Genomic DNA, 16,438 nt, shown 5'->3' with positions numbered 1-16,438 from the left:
TACGCGTGAAACAACAGAGACAACTTCGTCGGCGCGAGGCTGATGAGACGGCGGAACTACTACTCGCCGATCTTCCTCCATTACTGCGACGTTTATATGCCAGCCGGGGCGTTCGTAGCGCCCGCGAACTGGAGCGCAGCGTGAAAGGAATGCTGCCCTGGCAGCAGCTTAGCGGCATGGATAACGCGGTGGAGATCCTCTACAACGCCTTTCGCGAAGGTATCCGCATTATTGTTGTCGGCGATTTTGACGCCGACGGCGCGACCAGTACTGCACTAAGCGTATTGGGAATGCGTGCGTTGGGGTGTGACAACATCAGTTATCTGGTGCCTAATCGCTTTGAAGACGGCTACGGTTTAAGCCCGGAAGTGGTCGATCAGGCGAAGGCGCGCGGGGCGCAGCTTATCGTCACCGTAGACAACGGCATCTCATCCCACGCCGGCGTAGCGCATGCAAAGACGCTGGGGATTCCGGTGATCGTGACCGATCACCATCTACCTGGCGACACGTTGCCGGATGCCGAAGCGATTATTAATCCCAATCTGCGCGACTGCGAATTCCCGTCTAAGTCGCTGGCGGGCGTCGGCGTGGCGTTTTACCTGATGCTGGCGTTGCGGACATTTTTGCGCGACAAAGGATGGTTCGACGAGCGCGGCATCGTGCCGCCGAATCTGGCGGAGCTGCTGGATTTAGTGGCGTTGGGAACGGTAGCAGACGTTGTGCCGCTGGACGCTAACAACCGTATTCTGACCTGGCAAGGGCTAAGTCGTATTCGTGCCGGGAAATGCCGTCCGGGAATTAAAGCGTTGCTGGAGATATCGAATCGCGATCCGCAGCAGCTTGCCGCCAGTGATTTAGGCTTCGCGTTGGGGCCTCGCCTGAATGCCGCCGGCAGACTGGATGATATGTCCGTTGGCGTGGCGTTACTGTTGTGCGACAACCTCGGCGAAGCGCGTGTTCTGGCCAGCGAGCTGGATGCGCTTAACCAGACGCGCAAAGAAATAGAGCAGGGGATGCAGGCGGAAGCGCTTATCCTGTGCGAAAAGCTTGAGCGCAGTAGTGAAACGCTTCCGGGCGGTCTGGCGATGTACCATCCTGAATGGCATCAGGGCGTGGTCGGAATTCTGGCGTCGCGTATTAAAGAGCGTTTTCACCGCCCGGTAATCGCCTTTGCGCCTGCGGGCGACGGCACGCTTAAAGGCTCAGGCCGATCGATTCAGGGGTTGCATATGCGCGATGCGCTGGAACGGCTGGATACGCTTTACCCTGATCTGATGATCAAGTTTGGCGGCCATGCGATGGCGGCGGGATTGTCGCTGGAAGAGCATAAATTCGAGCAGTTCCAGCAACGTTTTGGCGAGCTGGTGACGGAATGGCTCGATCCTGCCCTGTTGCAAGGTGAGGTGATCTCCGATGGTCCATTAAGCGCGGCGGAGATGTCTATGGAAGTGGCGCAACTGTTGCGGGATGCCGGACCGTGGGGGCAAATGTTCCCGGAACCGTTATTCGATGGCCGTTTCCGTCTGCTACAACAGCGCCTGGTGGGCGAGCGTCACCTCAAGGTGATGGTGGAGCCCGTCGGCGGCGGCCCGCTGTTAGATGGCATCGCATTTAATATTGATACTACCTGCTGGCCGGATAACGGCGTGCGGGAGGTAGAACTGGCTTATAAACTGGACATTAACGAGTTTCGCGGCAACCGTAGTTTACAGATTATTATCGATGATATTTGGCCGCTATGATCGGGGCGATTTAACAACACTTTCGCTGTAATTAAGGGGCGAAATCCGCTAATATTTCGCCCTTATAACCGCATTTTGACAAGTCAAATAAAAGAAATCAGACCATGTTTGAAATTAACCCGGTGAATAACCGCATTCAGGACCTCACGGAACGCACCAACGTTCTTAGGGGGTATCTTTGACTATGATGCCAGGAAAGAGCGTCTGGAAGAAGTAAACGCCGAGCTGGAACAGCCGGATGTCTGGAACGAACCCGAGCGCGCGCAGGCTCTGGGAAAAGAGCGCTCATCGCTTGAAGCGATCGTCGATACGCTTGATCAAATGTCTCAGGGGCTGGACGACGTTTCCGGGCTGCTGGAACTGGCGGTAGAAGCTGACGACGAAGAGACGTTTAACGAAGCCGTCGCGGAACTGAATACGCTGGAAGAGAAACTGGCGCAATTGGAATTCCGTCGGATGTTCTCCGGTGAGTACGATAGCGCCGATTGCTATCTCGATATTCAGGCCGGTTCCGGTGGTACTGAAGCGCAAGACTGGGCCAGCATGCTGCTGCGTATGTATCTGCGCTGGGCGGAAGCGCGCGGCTTCAAAACTGAAGTCATTGAAGAGTCGGAAGGTGAAGTCGCCGGCATTAAATCCGCGACTATCAAAATCTCCGGCGAATATGCCTATGGCTGGCTACGTACTGAAACCGGCGTGCATCGTCTGGTGCGTAAAAGCCCGTTCGACTCCGGCGGTCGCCGTCATACTTCGTTTAGCTCCGCGTTTGTGTACCCGGAAGTGGACGACGATATCGATATCGACATTAACCCGTCGGATCTGCGTATCGACGTCTATCGTGCGTCCGGCGCAGGCGGTCAGCACGTTAACCGTACGGAATCCGCGGTGCGTATCACCCATATTCCAACCGGGATTGTGACACAGTGCCAGAACGACCGTTCGCAGCACAAAAACAAAGACCAGGCCATGAAGCAGATGAAAGCGAAGCTTTATGAACTGGAGATGCAGAAAAAGAACGCTGAAAAACAGGCGATGGAAGACACCAAGTCCGATATCGGCTGGGGAAGCCAGATTCGTTCCTATGTCCTGGACGATTCCCGCATTAAAGACCTGCGTACTGGGGTGGAAACCCGCAATACACAGGCGGTACTGGACGGTAGTCTGGATCAATTTATCGAAGCAAGTTTGAAAGCAGGGCTATGAGGAATCAACATGTCTGAACAAAACGCACAGGGCGCTGACGAGGTAGTCGATCTTAACAATGAAATGAAGGCACGTCGCGAGAAGCTGGCTGCACTGCGTGAGCAGGGTATCCCGTTCCCGAACGATTTCCGTCGTGACCGTACCTCAGACCAACTGCACGCAGAGTTTGACGCGAAAGAAGCTGAAGAACTGGAAGCGCTGAATATTGAAGTGTCCGTCGCGGGCCGTATGATGACTCGCCGTATTATGGGTAAAGCCTCTTTTGTTACCCTGCAAGACGTAGGCGGCCGCATTCAGCTGTATGTGGCGCGCGATGATCTGCCGGAAGGCGTTTACAACGAGCAGTTCAAGAAGTGGGATCTTGGCGATATCCTCGGCGCGAAAGGTAAGCTGTTCAAAACCAAAACCGGTGAGCTGTCTATCCACTGCACCGAACTGCGCCTGCTGACTAAAGCGCTGCGTCCGTTGCCGGATAAATTCCACGGCCTGCAGGACCAGGAAGCGCGCTATCGCCAGCGTTATCTGGATCTCATCTCTAACGATGAATCCCGTAACACGTTCAAAACCCGTTCGAAGATCCTGGCCGGTATTCGCCAGTTCATGGTGGCTCGCGGCTTTATGGAAGTCGAAACCCCGATGATGCAGGTGATCCCAGGCGGCGCGTCTGCCCGTCCGTTTATCACCCATCACAACGCGCTGGATCTGGACATGTACCTGCGTATCGCGCCGGAACTGTACCTCAAGCGTCTGGTGGTTGGCGGCTTCGAACGCGTATTCGAAATTAACCGTAACTTCCGCAACGAAGGCATCTCTGTGCGCCATAATCCTGAGTTCACCATGATGGAACTCTATATGGCGTATGCGGACTACAAAGACCTGATCGAGCTGACTGAGTCTCTGTTCCGTACGCTGGCGCAGGATGTTCTGGGCACCACCCAGGTTCCGTACGGTGATGAAGTGTTTGATTTCGGTAAGCCGTTCGAAAAACTGACCATGCGTGAAGCGATCAAGAAATATCGTCCGGAAACGGATATGGCTGATCTGGACAACTTCGATTCCGCGAAGGCGATTGCTGAAAGCATCGGCATTCACGTCGAGAAGAGCTGGGGTCTGGGCCGTATCGTCACCGAGATCTTTGACGAAGTTGCTGAAGCGCATCTGATTCAGCCGACCTTCATCACCGAATATCCGGCTGAAGTGTCTCCGCTGGCGCGTCGTAATGATGTGAACCCGGAAATCACTGACCGCTTCGAGTTCTTTATCGGCGGTCGTGAAATCGGTAATGGCTTTAGCGAGTTGAACGATGCGGAAGACCAGGCGCAGCGTTTCCTGGATCAGGTTAATGCAAAAGCGGCGGGCGACGACGAAGCCATGTTCTACGACGAAGACTACGTGACAGCGCTGGAACACGGTTTACCGCCGACAGCGGGTCTGGGAATTGGTATCGACCGTATGGTGATGCTGTTTACTAACAGCCACACGATTCGCGACGTTATTCTGTTCCCGGCGATGCGCCCGGTGAAATAAGATGTAAATTGCCGGATGGGGCATTAGCCGCCATCCGGCATCTCTTCGTTCAGGCGTAGCGCCATCAGGCAATCATTCAGCGCTGGCAGTAATCGCGCAGTAGTTCGCGCGCTTGTTCGTCTGACGTTTGCATGACCATCCACGGGCTAAATGCCCACGGCGTAGCGAGAAGGCTTTTCCATACGCTTTTAAATTCGCTCCACTGATAGTCCATCACCTCTTCGCTGTTAACCTGTAACCCACTGGTCGCCCGCGCGGCAAATACCGGACAGACTTCATTTTCCACAATACCGTTTGGATCTGTCGCCCGATAGCTGAAGTGCGGATAGACGGGGGTGAGATCGGTAATTTCCACGCCGAGTTCGAACCGACAACGGCGGATGATCGCCTCTTCGGTGGTTTCGCCTTGTTGCGGATGACCGCAAACCGAATTCGTCCATACGCCCGGCCAGGCTTTCTTGCTCAGCGACCGTCGTGTTACCAGCAACTGACCATCTTCGTTAAATAGCCAGCAGGAGAAAGCCAGATGCAAAGGCGTATTAAGAGTATGAGCCGCATACTTTTCCAGTGTGCCGGAAGGCTTATCCTGCTCATCCAATAAAACGACATGTTCCTCAGTCATGAAAGCTCCTGAAAATTAAAATGACCCTGCAGCATGGCCGGGCCATATACTCAGACGATCAGCGTAGCTCATAACAGAAAGAAAGGCATTACCAAAACAGGTCTTGACAGAACGCAGACGAGCGCCATTGTGCCGTTAGTCGATATTATGCTGGAATATCGGATACTAGCGGCATCATCATCCACGCTGCTCCTTTCCGGCGTCAATGGATTGGGCATACGGCGTTTGGCTGCTATCATAAGGCGTCTGTCAATAGAGTGAGGAAAAGTTTTGAGCGCAGGACGCCTGAACAAAAATAGCCTAGGTATTGCGGTGCTGTTATGCACAGGGCTGCTGCTGGCGGGGTGTTCCAGTAATTCCGGCTCAGGAACATATTCCGGCTCCGTCTATACCGTTAAGCGCGGCGATACGTTGTATCGTATATCGCGCGCCACGGGAACCAGCGTGAAAGAACTTGCCCGACTGAATGGCATTTCTCCGCCTTATACTATTGAGGTGGGGCAGCGAATTAAAGTGCGCGGCAGCGCAAAGAGCAGCAGTGCAACACGCAAAACCAGCAATAAAACAGCAACAAAAACTGCCGCGGTCAGACCGTCATCTTCGGTGCCAAAATCCTCCTGGCCGCCGGTGGGGCAGCGTTGTTGGGTATGGCCTGCTAACGGTAAAGTGATTTTACCTTATTCCACCGCGGAAGGCGGAAATAAAGGAATCGATATTGCGGGCGCGCGCGGAACGCCTGTTTATGCGGCGGGAGCTGGTAAAGTTGTCTATGTCGGGAACCAGCTGCGCGGTTACGGCAATCTCATTATGATTAAGCACAACGAAGACTACATTACGGCTTACGCTCATAATGACACCATGCTGGTTAATAATGGACAAAGCGTTAAAGCGGGGCAAAAAATCGCTACGATGGGCAGCACGGATGCCGCATCCGTAAGGCTGCATTTCCAGATTCGCTACCGGGCGACGGCCATCGATCCGCTGCGTTATCTGCCGCCGCAGGGGAGTAAACCGAAATGCTGACGGCGAATTAATCGCCAGTCGGTCAGTTAGTCTCTTGCCAACCAGAGCGTAAGGTTTATAATGCCTTACGCATCTCAAAGCGGGCGTAGTTCAATGGTAGAACGAGAGCTTCCCAAGCTCTATACGAGGGTTCGATTCCCTTCGCCCGCTCCAGACAAACCTTTCTCAAGTTCTCCTAACCCCTACAAAACCCAGTAATCACGAGCTTCTCAGGCTATATTGGTGATTTTAAGCTCTACATGGTTCTAGTGAAATCTACACATACAGTTGTATAGTAATGCGTATAGACGGTTTGCCATTCTTTGGAACTATACACAATGCCACTCACAGACCTTGAAATAAGGCGCTCTAAGCCGCGTGAGAAGTCCTATACACTCAATATCCCTGCTCATCGAGCCTAACGGTTCGAAAGGGTGGCGTTTCCGGTACAGATTCGACGGTAAGCCTAAAATGCTCTCGCTGGGCACATATCCGACTATCTCGCTGACTGATGCCCGGCAAAAACGCGATGAGGCTAAAAAGCTGGTTGTGACGGGTATAAACCCTGGCGAAGTGAGAAAGAGGGAAAAGCAACGTATACGAGCGTAGGTAAACATGTGGCAAGTGATTCCGCAGCAAATGCGCAAATACAGGGAACGGTAAACCTTATAGAACTGACCAAAACACAAAAGGCGGCTGTAGCGAGGTTTGATCCGTCCGAGTTGCTCCGCACAAAAGAGTAGTTCTGTGGAATCCGCGCCGTTAGTAGCAAATCGGGTGATTATCGCCGGTGGTGATCATCCGATAATTTTCCGTAATGGGTGTAAATGCAGCCGGTTAATTAACAGTCAGTAACACACTCGTAATTGTTTGCTTTATCCCTGTAGATATTATGGTTTTTAGGGGATGACCCCGTAAAACCATAAGGATTTTATATACATGGCTATTCCAGTTTATTTATGGCTGAAAGATGACGGCGGCGCAGATATTAAAGGTTCGGTTGACGTAAGGGATCGCGAAGGCAGTATCGAGGTTAACGGATTTACGCATAACCTGCGCCTGCCTACCGATGTCTTTACCGGGAAAGTGACCGGCACTCGCCAGCATGCGCCGTTGGTTTTTCAGAAAGAAATAGACTCATCCTCGCCCTACCTCATGAAAGCCGTTGCAACCGGACAAACGCTCAAATCAGCGGAGTTCAAATGGTACAACATCAATGATGCCGGGCAGGAAGCTGAGTATTACAATATGCTACTGGAAAACGTGAAAGTTGTCTCCGTTACCCCGTTGATGCATGACATCAAAGACCCCACCAAAGAGAAGCATAACCACCTTGAGCTGGTGGAACTGCGTTACGATAAAATCACCTGGAAATACTGCGACGGCAATTTGCAGTTTGCTGACAGTTGGGCAGAGCGTTAATCATGCGCTTTCCGGTGTACTCAACTCCATATGATATTTCATCGTTCGCACCGCCCGGCGTTGATGTTGTAAGCCATATGGTGATTGCTCGCCTACACGGTGGCGCTTCGCTGATGACTTACGTATGGTTTTATCAGATGGTTCGGAATCATGGCCCGTGGGATTACAAGCAAAGCCACCCACAATATGCGAATTTCGGTAACTTCCATTACGGCGCAATTGGTGCGGCAGCGGGTATTCCTGACGGTGTGCTTTTACGTGGCGCTGGTGCGGCGCAGATTCTGGCTGGTACAAGTAATCCGGTAGAGTTCGCACAGTACCATGCGGTCGACGCATACGGCGATGACCCCGTAGATCAGTCATGGATAAAGGCGGGTATTGATTATGCAAGGCGCAGTGGGTTTTAGCAGGAAGACAGGCGCAATATTTGTGTTGCTTCTTCTGGGTTTTCTGGCTTATCAGTTTCGTGATTTTTTCAGCGTTTATGAGCAGGTGAAAAGCACGGTTAAAATTAACGATAAGTTGACGTTGTACGTTACCGAAGTGTCTAAAAGCTCGCTCTCTAAAGATACCTACAACTACTATTTTTATGATGCTGGTAAGAGCGCGGATGACTTCCTGATTCACGTTAAGAGTATAGAGCCGGTGATGACAACAGATGACTACAAGGCCAGCGCAGAGGTAAAAGACGGCGATATTTATTTCCGCGTTCGCGGGAATGTCTATGCCTTCAGGAGCGTCGGCTATAACGTCAGTATCCACCTCGATACATCGCCATACTGAAAAATGGCCCCCATCCCGTTTCGGCGGGATTTTTCGTTCTCGCCCGGGCGAATGTACCGTTGTGGCACCGGTAACCACTCAGCCCTGCAATGGTGGCGTTCGCTGGCTCACATAACCGGATTATCATGCCCGCGAAATTAAAAAATCCATCTGCGCAAAAAGCGGAAAATCATTGCGCAAAATATCACTGCGCAGAACGGTGGAAACTGGCCTGTAAGTCTTGCCAGATCTGGGTTTCATATTGCGCAAAACTCTGCGCATCCTGATCCGTAAAGATCCGCCCCAGCCGAAAACTGCGCAGAAAAAAGTTGCGCAGACGATACACAAAAAAAGTACGCAATTTGGTACGCAGATAATACGCAAAATCCGCGTACCGCTTGGCTTAATCGCTGGTGTGCCGTGGGGCTGATATATAGATTTATATAGGTTTCCACGTAATACGATGCTGAGAAATGCTAAGGTTTTGCGTACCGGGTTATGTCAAGGTTTGTTAAGGTTAAAGGCGCAAATTTCGGTTGATGCTTCCTAAGATTTCCTAAGGTCTTGGCGTGAAATGCGGATGCAGATTCCCCATTAGACCACCATCGCGTGATTGAGATATCTGCGCTGGTGGTCATCATGAACGTTGTAATTTGCACCTAAGAATTCGGGAAAAGCAACGTATACGAGCGTAGGTAAACATGTGGCAAGTGATTCCGCAGCAAATGCGCAAATACAGGGAACGGTAAACCTTATAGAACTGACCAAAACACAAAAGGCGGCTGTAGCGAGGTTTGATCCGTCCGAGTTGCTCCGCACAAAAGAGTAGTTCTGTGGAATCCGCGCCGTTAGTAGCAAATCGGGTGATTATCGCCGGTGGTGATCATCCGATAATTTTCCGTAATGGGTGTAAATGCAGCCGGTTAATTAACAGTCAGTAACACACTCGTAATTGTTTGCTTTATCCCTGTAGATATTATGGTTATTAGGGAATGACCCCGTAAAACCATAAGGATTTTATATACATGGCTATTCCAGTTTATTTATGGCTGAAAGATGACGGCGGCGCAGATATTAAAGGTTCGGTTGACGTAAGAGATCGCGAAGGCAGTATCGAGGTCACCGGGTTGGCGCATCGTGTCGCGCTTCCTACCGACTCAGCGACAGGTAAACCTACAGGCACACGCGAGCATTCAACGTATGTTTTCCAGAAAGAAATCGACTCATCAAGCCCATATCTCTACAAAGCTGTAACCACGGGTCAAAAATTGAAATCTGCCGAATTTAAATTTTACAAAATCAATGACGCCGGACAGGAAGCAGAATATTTTAATACCAGCATGGAGAACGTGCGAATTACGTCAGTAGTGCCGGTAATGGCGGATACTAAATCCGAAGAAGGCGAAAAACATAACCATATGGAAATCGTCGAACTTCACTATGAGAAGGTCACATGGAAATATCTGGATGGTAACGTTATCCATTCTGATAGCTGGAATGACCGCCAGACGGCGTAAGGGGGAAAGCATGGCATGGATTTACCACCAAAGCACGGGTGAGCTGTGGCATAACGGCGTTCTTAAAGGCAAAGGATATTCCGGCGTACTGACCAACAAAAACAATCCCGATCGCCAGCAGGTGAAAGGGATGGGGCCATTACCGCGAGGGACATATCACATCGCAGGGCATAACAACTCAATCAGCCCAATGACCGTCATACTGGTACAAACATCTGGTGAGAGTTATGGGCGTTCATTATTCCGAATTCATGGTGAAAAGCGACCGCCAGCCATTCCTGGGTTTGCGTCAGAAGGTTGCATTATCATGGGGCCGGGGTTCGTTCGCAGGTGATTATGTCTCACGACAGAACGCTTGAGGTGGTGCGATGAAAAAAATGGTTCTCTTACTGGTGCTATGTACCACCAGCGTGGCCTGTCTGGCAGCAGGGAGCGACTGGAGTGATTTTATCAAAAGAGTCGAGAGAGCCGACCCGCAGACCATTCAGTCATTGCCAGAGTCAGTGAATAAAATCGGTGATTCTCTTAACGGTGATCGCGCCACTGAACTGGCTACCGCAGCCAGCTTTGCGTTGCTAAAAGACCCGGTAAGTGTCCTCAACGCCACGGCAGAGATCGGCAAAAGTCAGGATGAGCTGATACAGCGTTTTGATTCGATGATGATCTGCAGCCTGCCGATGATGAATGGCTACACCAGAGCCGCTATCGAAAAATATTACGCACAGGCCGTAACTGTACTCCAAAATGCCGGGAAGCCGGCAATTGAGTGTCTGAACAATATGCGCGATACAATGGATGAACTACGGGCGGATGGCCCGGATGGTAAAGGTGATGATGAGAAGCTCAACACATTACCGGATGTGGGATAGCTGATCTGATGGAGAATATCCTGCCAGCATTCATCACTGGCGGGATATTGTGGGATCTACGAAGACCGAATAGGCGCATAGGGGCGGGTAAATTTCTACAGTCCCTATTCTGTGTGACAGCCCACTTCATCGTATTTTTATACACGCGAAATTAAAAAATTCATCTGCGCAAAAAGCCGAAAATCATTGCGCAAAATATCACTGCGCAGAACTAAGAAAACAGGCCTGTAAGTCTTGCCAGCTCTGGGTTTCATATTGCGCAAAACTCTGCGCATCCTGATCCGCAAAGATCCGCCCCAGCCGAAAACTGCGCAGAAAAAAGTTGCGCAGACGATACACAAAAAAGTACGCAATCTGGTACGCAGTTTGGTACGCAGATAATACGCAAAATCCGCGTACCGCTTGGCTTAATCGCTGGTGTGCCGTGGGGCTGATATATAGATTTATATAGGTTTCCACGTAATACGATGCTGAGAAATGCTAAGGTTTTGCGTACCGGGTTATGTCAAGGTTTGTTAAGGTTAAAGGCGCAAATTTCGGTTGATGCTCCCTAAGATTTCCTAAGGTCTTGGCGTGAAATGCGGATGCTGATTCCCCATTAGACCACCATCGCGTGATTGAGATATCTGCGCTGGTGGTCATCATGAGCGTTGTAATTTGCACCTAAGTTATGGATGCCCTTGATAGGGTAAACAAGTTCAAGCGACAGCTACGTGTGTATAGAAATGTGTATAGAATTAAAGTCCTAACTCAAAGAGTCCTGGTATTTACAGGGCCTATCGGAGTTTGTACGGTTCCCTTCGCCTATCTACTGACGTCTACTAAGCCCACGAATTTACAGCAATTTTGCCTTTCTGAACGTCTGTTGTTGCTTATGTAACCCCCATTCTGGTTAACAATCTTTTTTCATCAGTGGCCATCCAGGCAGTAACCGAGCTTCAGGACGGGATAAGATTTACCACTCAACGACCTGTTATCGACCCTTTAGTCCCCCTGCCTTTGATGATGAGTTGAACATATCAAGAGCAGGGTATTATATAAATGTATGTATACGTCTATTCGCTTTACGTCTGAAATCAGTCGGAAACCCGTTCAAGAGGCGTGCTGAACGTATGTCCTTCCATATCTATCAGTACCAGCGTTACCGGACCGTTCGGTAATCTATCGCTACCTCTTTTTATAACACCAGCAGGAAGGGTGAGCGTGGCGGCTGATCCGACAATAGCCTGTATGCCGTAGTGACCAGGAGCGAATTTGTTGTAGGCATAATCGTTCCGGAAGCTATCAGGCGGTAATGCCGACAGCATGGCGGTGTCCCAGTGAATAAGCGTTGCGCCATCGGCATCTTTCAGCCATGCCTCCATGATATGCTCAGGTGCCTCAGGCGTTCCTGCATCCAGGTAAGCATGAACCTGAACGCGGCCATCAGGGAACAATTTTCCTTCAGTCAGGCGGACATGATGTGTGGTAGGGCTAACAGGGCCATGATGATATGGCGTGACCACTGAGCCACGATAGTAACTGTAAGTCCCTACATCAAAAACCACCACTAAAGCTAATAGCCATAGCGCCAGTTTTTTATAACCGACCGGGGTTAGCGGCACAGGAAGTGAACCACAACACCACCGGAAAATCCGACTGTCAGCCAAATGGGGCTTTCTCTTCAGGATAACGTTGTCCAGGGCATAGCTGTGTGACCCGCAAAGAAACAATGTGGTTCCCATCGCCAGATTACAGGCAGCCATTGTCCATTCATCAATACAGGTTGCCCCTTGCCAGCCAAACATCAGCATTAGCAATACGGAGAAAAACATCGACAACAGCGCTGAAATACGGGTGAACAGACCTATCATTAGAAACAGCCCGGCGATGAGTTCAGCCGCGCTGAAAAGTATTACGCCGGCATACAGCAGCCAGAAATGCTGGAGCATAAATGAAATTACATGCTCCAGCCCCATAAGAGCACCGGGCATTGCCGTCTGAAACTTGTAGGCCATCCAGTGGGGTGCATCCGGGTTAAGTTTATCCGGCGCATAAATAAAACGTCGGCTCCCACCCCCCCAGTAAATAAATCCCTGGATAATTCTGACCGCCAGTAATCCCAGGCCTGCCAGCAGATAAACATCTGTCACAGGTTTTGCGGGATTAACGTGTGTAGCTGAACTCATAATTATTATCCCCTGTCGTTATATCGTTATGCCAAAAAGGCATATGAGTAAAAATAAAACAATTAACACACAAATGGTTAACAATATTGTTGCTTTATGTAACGGTTGTTAAGAATATTTATCGTTACGTTCTGGGCATTTTAAACAGGAATGGCACCAGGCTAATGACGACTTATGAAAACCATCTCAGTGGAAACCCTTGCCGGAAGGGTTTGGTGGGTTTTCAAACGTATTGCATACATTTTCAGACCCTTGCTTAATGGTGATTTGCATCACATTTTTAGTTGGCGGTATTTTTTTATGTTGACTGGAGCTGTCTGCCAACAGCATAACTTTTACAGCCAGAGAATAAATAAAAGAGCACCAAAATGTCGTATTCTGACATGTTTGCGAAGGGAGTACCGCTCCCTTCTTTTTTTGTTTCCTGAATACTCACTAAACAATGCCGTTACTGCCAGATAACTGCCGCATACCGCTCTCCATAGTCGTTTCCTGCAACTAATTCACAGGCTTGATTCACCTGGCTGACATGGCTTCTTGCCCGTTATATATCAGTGAACATCTATTTTTGTCAGTTTTTATTTTCCAGTTTATGTATTATTAAATACTGTTTCTGGCCTGGATTTATTTTCATGAATCAAGCCTCCGGGTGGGCAGAGATAAAGATATTTACTGGCGTAACAGATCTCATAATTTAAAAGACTTATTCATACTTTGTTATCACGGAACGATTTTAACTTAATGCATGCCTGTGAGGCATCAGGTAAAAATAACCGGAGAGAAGAAGATGAACAAAATGCTATTAGCCGGAAGTACCGGTATTGTTCTGCTGTCTGCTGCAGCCAGTCCGGTATGGGCAGACGATAATGCCAGTACATTTTCACTCGGATACGCCCAGTCCCATACTAATCACGCCGGAACGCTGCGTGGAGTACGGCTGGCAAACAACTATGAAATGTCACCGGACTGGGGGCTGACAACCTCATTTTCCTGGCTAAATGGAAGTCAGCGCTATTCCGATGAAAGCAGTAATGGTCGTGTAACAACCCGTTATTACTCTCTGCTTGCAGGTCCCTCATGGAAAATAAATAACCAGTTAAGCCTGTATAGTCAGGTGGGCCCCGTATTATTGCATCAGCGTGATCATGGGATAAATGAGTCTGACAGTAAGGTCGGATATGGTTATTCCGCAGGTGTGGCTTACACCCCAGTCAGTAATGTTGCGGTAACTCTGGGTTATGAAGGTGCAGATTTTGATGCTACCCATAACAGCGGAAGCCTTAATAGCAATGGTTTTAATCTTGGCGTGGGTTATCGGTTTTGAACCGGATAATCCGATAAAAAATGTTAATTTGGGGAGATGATGGATTATGAAAAGCCATATTATGCCAGGAGTTGCGCTGATGTTGATCCTGTTTTCAGGAAGTATTATGGCCGCAACAAATATGTCTGATAACGTTACCCTGAATAATGACAAGATATCCGGACAGGCCTGGCAGGCCATGCGTGATATCGGAATGTCGCGATTCGAACTGTTTAATGGTCGGACACAAAAGGCTGAACAACTGACTGCGCAAGCAGAAAAACTCCTGAACGATGACAGTACTGACTGGAATCTGTATGTAAAATCAGATAAAAAAGCACCAGTTGAAGGAGACCGCTATATTCGGATAAATTCATCGATTACGGTAGCAGAAGATTATCTCCCTGCCGGGCAGAAAAATGATGCTATTAATAAAGCAAACCAGAAAATGAAAGAAGGAGATAAAAAAGGCACTATAGAGGCTCTGAAACTTGCAGGCGTCAGTGTTATTGAAAATCAGGAACTCATTCCTCTTCAGCAAACCCGCAAGGATGTGACCACAGCGCTTTCCTTGATGAACGAAGGAAAATACTATCAGGCAGGTCTGATACTTAAATCAGCTCAGGATGGTGTAATTGTGGATTCTCAGTCTATTCAGGAGTCACCGACACCCCCCGTGCAGCATGATGCTGCACATTAATATCCCCCGGCCTGCTGTATATATTACAGTAGGCCGTATTATGCCTGACAGCTATTTGTAGCTGCTTATTGCTGCTCTTTGTTCAGGAAACAATTTCGACAATGTCTCGACAAACTACCAGACAAAGTATGTAACGGCTGAATAGCCAGAAATACTGTCAATGACCTCTTCCGTACTTGACCAGATATACAGTCTGGGCAGCAAGCAGAAATACATTAGGCTCATGAGAGCATTTCAATAGAGTTATGGATTTATTCTTTACGGTGACATTATTTTTAAATTTCTTCCGTGAAGTTCAGTAATGTCATGGTTCTGAAATTGTGACTAACATCACAAATTCAGGAAGATATCATTTCATTTATTATTTTTTAGTATTTCTACTTATGATGGTTCATAGTTATTTGTTAAGTTAATATTTTGGCATTAAATGTCTTTTGTTAATGAATTGTGTGGGTTTTTATTCTGCTAATGATTGCTTTTTTATGTGTGATTAGCATTATGTTTTGTAAATGTTCATTCCGGCAGAAAAGCAAAATATACATTTTTGATGACATATTACAAAATATTTCTTGCTCGCTGAGAATATCTGTCTGTCAGGTATTCATATGCTTATAATTACATTAAAAAGTATTTCTTTGATGATTATTCTTAAATTACGATCATAATCATCGATCGTATCGATCTATTTTTATTGTTTTAATTTGCATGAGAATTTTCTTACAACTGATCAGGCATTAGCTGAAATCAATATTTTTTCGATGAAAAGTTCAGGTGCTTCGTTTAACACCAGACGTTTATTATTTATACGAATCTTTTCTGAACGCTTTCATTAATACCCTCAGACTTGTTTTCAGTCTTTGCAAAATAATTCTCATTCAAAGGACATATTATCTATGCGTAATAAAATAATACTTGCCATGGCGGCTGCCGGTATGATGTATGGCGCTTCTGTATTCGCCGCCGATACTACGCCTACAGCAGGCTCGTTCGGCTCAGGTAAAATTATTTTCACTGGTACCATCACCAATTCACCCTGCGATATCGCACCGGGTGACGATGCGATCACCGTTCCGTTTGGACAGATTTCTTACCGTAAACTGAATGCCGCCGACGCAACTACGGAATCAAAACCGTTCACCATTCATCTGCAGAACTGCGCCTTCGATCCGAATGATGCAGGTTCAAATCCTGCTGGCTCCGCAGGGAAAATGTCTAAAGTAATAGTCTCTTTCTCTGGCGGAGCCAATGTCGCGAAGAAGGCTTACACCACCAGCGGCAGCGCACTGCATGTTGGTGTCCAGCTACTGAAGAGTGACAACTCCACAATTATCGATCCCAACACCCCGATGCCGGATGGCGACGCTCAGCAACTGCAGGCCGGAAACAACGAACTCAACTTCTATGCCCGCCTGATAGCACTGGATAATGGCGTCACGCCCGGTGACTTCACCGCATCCGTCACCTACACCCTGAAATACCTGTGATTTTACGCGGTAAATAACGACAGGGATAAGCCGTCCACGGAGGGGTTCGGACGGCTTTTATATCTGACCACGCCTGCGGGCTGTCTGTTACACGGACGACAACACGAAAGCGCCATG

15 protein-coding genes, 1 tRNA gene and 1 pseudogene are annotated in these 16,438 nt (G+C 48.8%); 15 read left to right on the top strand and 2 right to left on the bottom strand.

The window, feature by feature from the left end:
- The first annotated feature begins 5 nt into the window (after positions 1-5).
- The 3 genes from recJ to lysS all read left to right on the top strand — a co-directional run bounded on the left by recJ (position 6) and on the right by lysS (position 4,472).
- Complete coding sequence (recJ, locus tag F4V72_RS02060) at positions 6-1,742, top strand: single-stranded-DNA-specific exonuclease RecJ (RefSeq protein WP_023249210.1); 1,737 nt, start codon at positions 6-8, stop codon at positions 1,740-1,742.
- A gap of 104 nt (positions 1,743-1,846) precedes the next feature.
- A protein-coding gene (gene prfB / locus F4V72_RS02055; protein WP_100212306.1) for a peptide chain release factor 2 occupies positions 1,847-2,945 on the top strand; the annotation gives its coding sequence in 2 pieces (ribosomal slippage) (positions 1,847-1,921 and positions 1,923-2,945; 1,098 coding nt in all).
- Positions 2,946-2,954: 9 nt separating this feature from the next.
- Positions 2,955-4,472, top strand: a complete 1,518-nt coding sequence (gene lysS / locus F4V72_RS02050) for a lysine--tRNA ligase (RefSeq protein ID WP_000003339.1) — start codon at positions 2,955-2,957, stop codon at positions 4,470-4,472.
- Positions 4,473-4,548: 76 nt separating this feature from the next.
- Here lysS and idi read toward each other — a convergent pair whose 3' ends face one another.
- Positions 4,549-5,094: an isopentenyl-diphosphate Delta-isomerase gene (gene idi / locus F4V72_RS02045; RefSeq protein ID WP_023249211.1), complete on the bottom strand. Its 546-nt coding sequence runs from the start codon at positions 5,092-5,094 to the stop codon at positions 4,549-4,551.
- A 270-nt stretch (positions 5,095-5,364) separates the two neighbouring features.
- Between idi and actS the strand changes: the two genes are divergently transcribed.
- The 9 genes and pseudogenes from actS to F4V72_RS02000 all read left to right on the top strand — a co-directional run bounded on the left by actS (position 5,365) and on the right by F4V72_RS02000 (position 10,666).
- On the top strand, positions 5,365-6,117 hold the full coding sequence (gene actS / locus F4V72_RS02040) for an amidase activator ActS (protein ID WP_023249212.1): 753 nt from the start codon (positions 5,365-5,367) through the stop codon (positions 6,115-6,117).
- Between the two features lie 79 nt (positions 6,118-6,196).
- Positions 6,197-6,270: transfer RNA gene (locus F4V72_RS02035), tRNA-Gly, on the top strand.
- Positions 6,271-6,434: 164 nt separating this feature from the next.
- Positions 6,435-6,687 (top strand): annotated as a pseudogene (locus F4V72_RS02030) (Arm DNA-binding domain-containing protein); the annotation flags it as partial.
- A 348-nt stretch (positions 6,688-7,035) separates the two neighbouring features.
- Complete coding sequence (locus tag F4V72_RS02025) at positions 7,036-7,518, top strand: Hcp family type VI secretion system effector (protein ID WP_079837005.1); 483 nt, start codon at positions 7,036-7,038, stop codon at positions 7,516-7,518.
- Positions 7,519-7,532: 14 nt separating this feature from the next.
- Positions 7,533-7,925, top strand: a complete 393-nt coding sequence (locus F4V72_RS02020) for a polymorphic toxin type 44 domain-containing protein (protein ID WP_226312184.1) — start codon at positions 7,533-7,535, stop codon at positions 7,923-7,925.
- A 22-nt stretch (positions 7,926-7,947) separates the two neighbouring features.
- Positions 7,948-8,301 (top strand): hypothetical protein, encoded by a 354-nt coding sequence (locus F4V72_RS02015; protein ID WP_023249215.1) that lies wholly within the window; start codon positions 7,948-7,950, stop codon positions 8,299-8,301.
- 1,004 nt (positions 8,302-9,305) lie between these two features.
- Complete coding sequence (locus tag F4V72_RS02010; RefSeq protein ID WP_053528707.1) at positions 9,306-9,797, top strand: Hcp family type VI secretion system effector; 492 nt, start codon at positions 9,306-9,308, stop codon at positions 9,795-9,797.
- Positions 9,798-9,807: 10 nt separating this feature from the next.
- Positions 9,808-10,131, top strand: a complete 324-nt coding sequence (locus tag F4V72_RS02005) for a tlde1 domain-containing protein (RefSeq protein ID WP_070788885.1) — start codon at positions 9,808-9,810, stop codon at positions 10,129-10,131.
- 34 nt (positions 10,132-10,165) lie between these two features.
- Positions 10,166-10,666 (top strand): hypothetical protein, encoded by a 501-nt coding sequence (locus F4V72_RS02000; RefSeq protein WP_053528705.1) that lies wholly within the window; start codon positions 10,166-10,168, stop codon positions 10,664-10,666.
- Between the two features lie 1,076 nt (positions 10,667-11,742).
- On the opposite strand, the gene F4V72_RS01995 is transcribed toward F4V72_RS02000, so the two are convergent.
- Positions 11,743-12,834: a TQO small subunit DoxD gene (locus F4V72_RS01995; RefSeq protein WP_023249216.1), complete on the bottom strand. Its 1,092-nt coding sequence runs from the start codon at positions 12,832-12,834 to the stop codon at positions 11,743-11,745.
- A 787-nt stretch (positions 12,835-13,621) separates the two neighbouring features.
- Between F4V72_RS01995 and F4V72_RS01985 the strand changes: the two genes are divergently transcribed.
- The 3 genes from F4V72_RS01985 to F4V72_RS01975 all read left to right on the top strand — a co-directional run bounded on the left by F4V72_RS01985 (position 13,622) and on the right by F4V72_RS01975 (position 16,321).
- Positions 13,622-14,158, top strand: a complete 537-nt coding sequence (locus F4V72_RS01985) for an STM3031 family outer membrane protein (RefSeq protein ID WP_023249217.1) — start codon at positions 13,622-13,624, stop codon at positions 14,156-14,158.
- A 46-nt stretch (positions 14,159-14,204) separates the two neighbouring features.
- On the top strand, positions 14,205-14,837 hold the full coding sequence (locus F4V72_RS01980) for a YfdX family protein (RefSeq protein WP_023249218.1): 633 nt from the start codon (positions 14,205-14,207) through the stop codon (positions 14,835-14,837).
- Positions 14,838-15,730: 893 nt separating this feature from the next.
- Positions 15,731-16,321 carry a fimbrial protein gene (locus tag F4V72_RS01975; RefSeq protein ID WP_136058017.1) on the top strand — a complete coding sequence of 197 codons (591 nt, stop codon included), beginning with the start codon at positions 15,731-15,733 and terminating at the stop codon, positions 16,319-16,321.
- The last annotated feature ends 117 nt before the right edge of the window (positions 16,322-16,438 follow it).

This window comes from Salmonella enterica subsp. diarizonae (assembly GCF_008692785.1).
In the GTDB taxonomy this organism is placed as follows: Bacteria; Pseudomonadota; Gammaproteobacteria; order Enterobacterales; family Enterobacteriaceae; genus Salmonella; species Salmonella diarizonae.
This window is presented reverse-complemented; position numbering and strand designations above follow the sequence as displayed.

Excerpts from the sequence above, each read along its gene's own strand:
- lysS (WP_000003339.1), top strand. The coding sequence starts at position 2,955 with ATGTCTGAACAAAACGCACAGGGCGCTGACGAGGTAGTCGATCTTAAC.
- idi (WP_023249211.1), bottom strand. The coding sequence starts at position 5,094 with ATGACTGAGGAACATGTCGTTTTATTGGATGAGCAGGATAAGCCTTCC.
- F4V72_RS02025 (WP_079837005.1), top strand. The coding sequence starts at position 7,036 with ATGGCTATTCCAGTTTATTTATGGCTGAAAGATGACGGCGGCGCAGAT.
- F4V72_RS02010 (WP_053528707.1), top strand. The coding sequence starts at position 9,306 with ATGGCTATTCCAGTTTATTTATGGCTGAAAGATGACGGCGGCGCAGAT.
- F4V72_RS02005 (WP_070788885.1), top strand. The coding sequence starts at position 9,808 with ATGGCATGGATTTACCACCAAAGCACGGGTGAGCTGTGGCATAACGGC.
- F4V72_RS02000 (WP_053528705.1), top strand. The coding sequence starts at position 10,166 with ATGAAAAAAATGGTTCTCTTACTGGTGCTATGTACCACCAGCGTGGCC.
- F4V72_RS01995 (WP_023249216.1), bottom strand. The coding sequence starts at position 12,834 with ATGAGTTCAGCTACACACGTTAATCCCGCAAAACCTGTGACAGATGTT.
- F4V72_RS01985 (WP_023249217.1), top strand. The coding sequence starts at position 13,622 with ATGAACAAAATGCTATTAGCCGGAAGTACCGGTATTGTTCTGCTGTCT.
- F4V72_RS01980 (WP_023249218.1), top strand. The coding sequence starts at position 14,205 with ATGAAAAGCCATATTATGCCAGGAGTTGCGCTGATGTTGATCCTGTTT.
- F4V72_RS01975 (WP_136058017.1), top strand. The coding sequence starts at position 15,731 with ATGCGTAATAAAATAATACTTGCCATGGCGGCTGCCGGTATGATGTAT.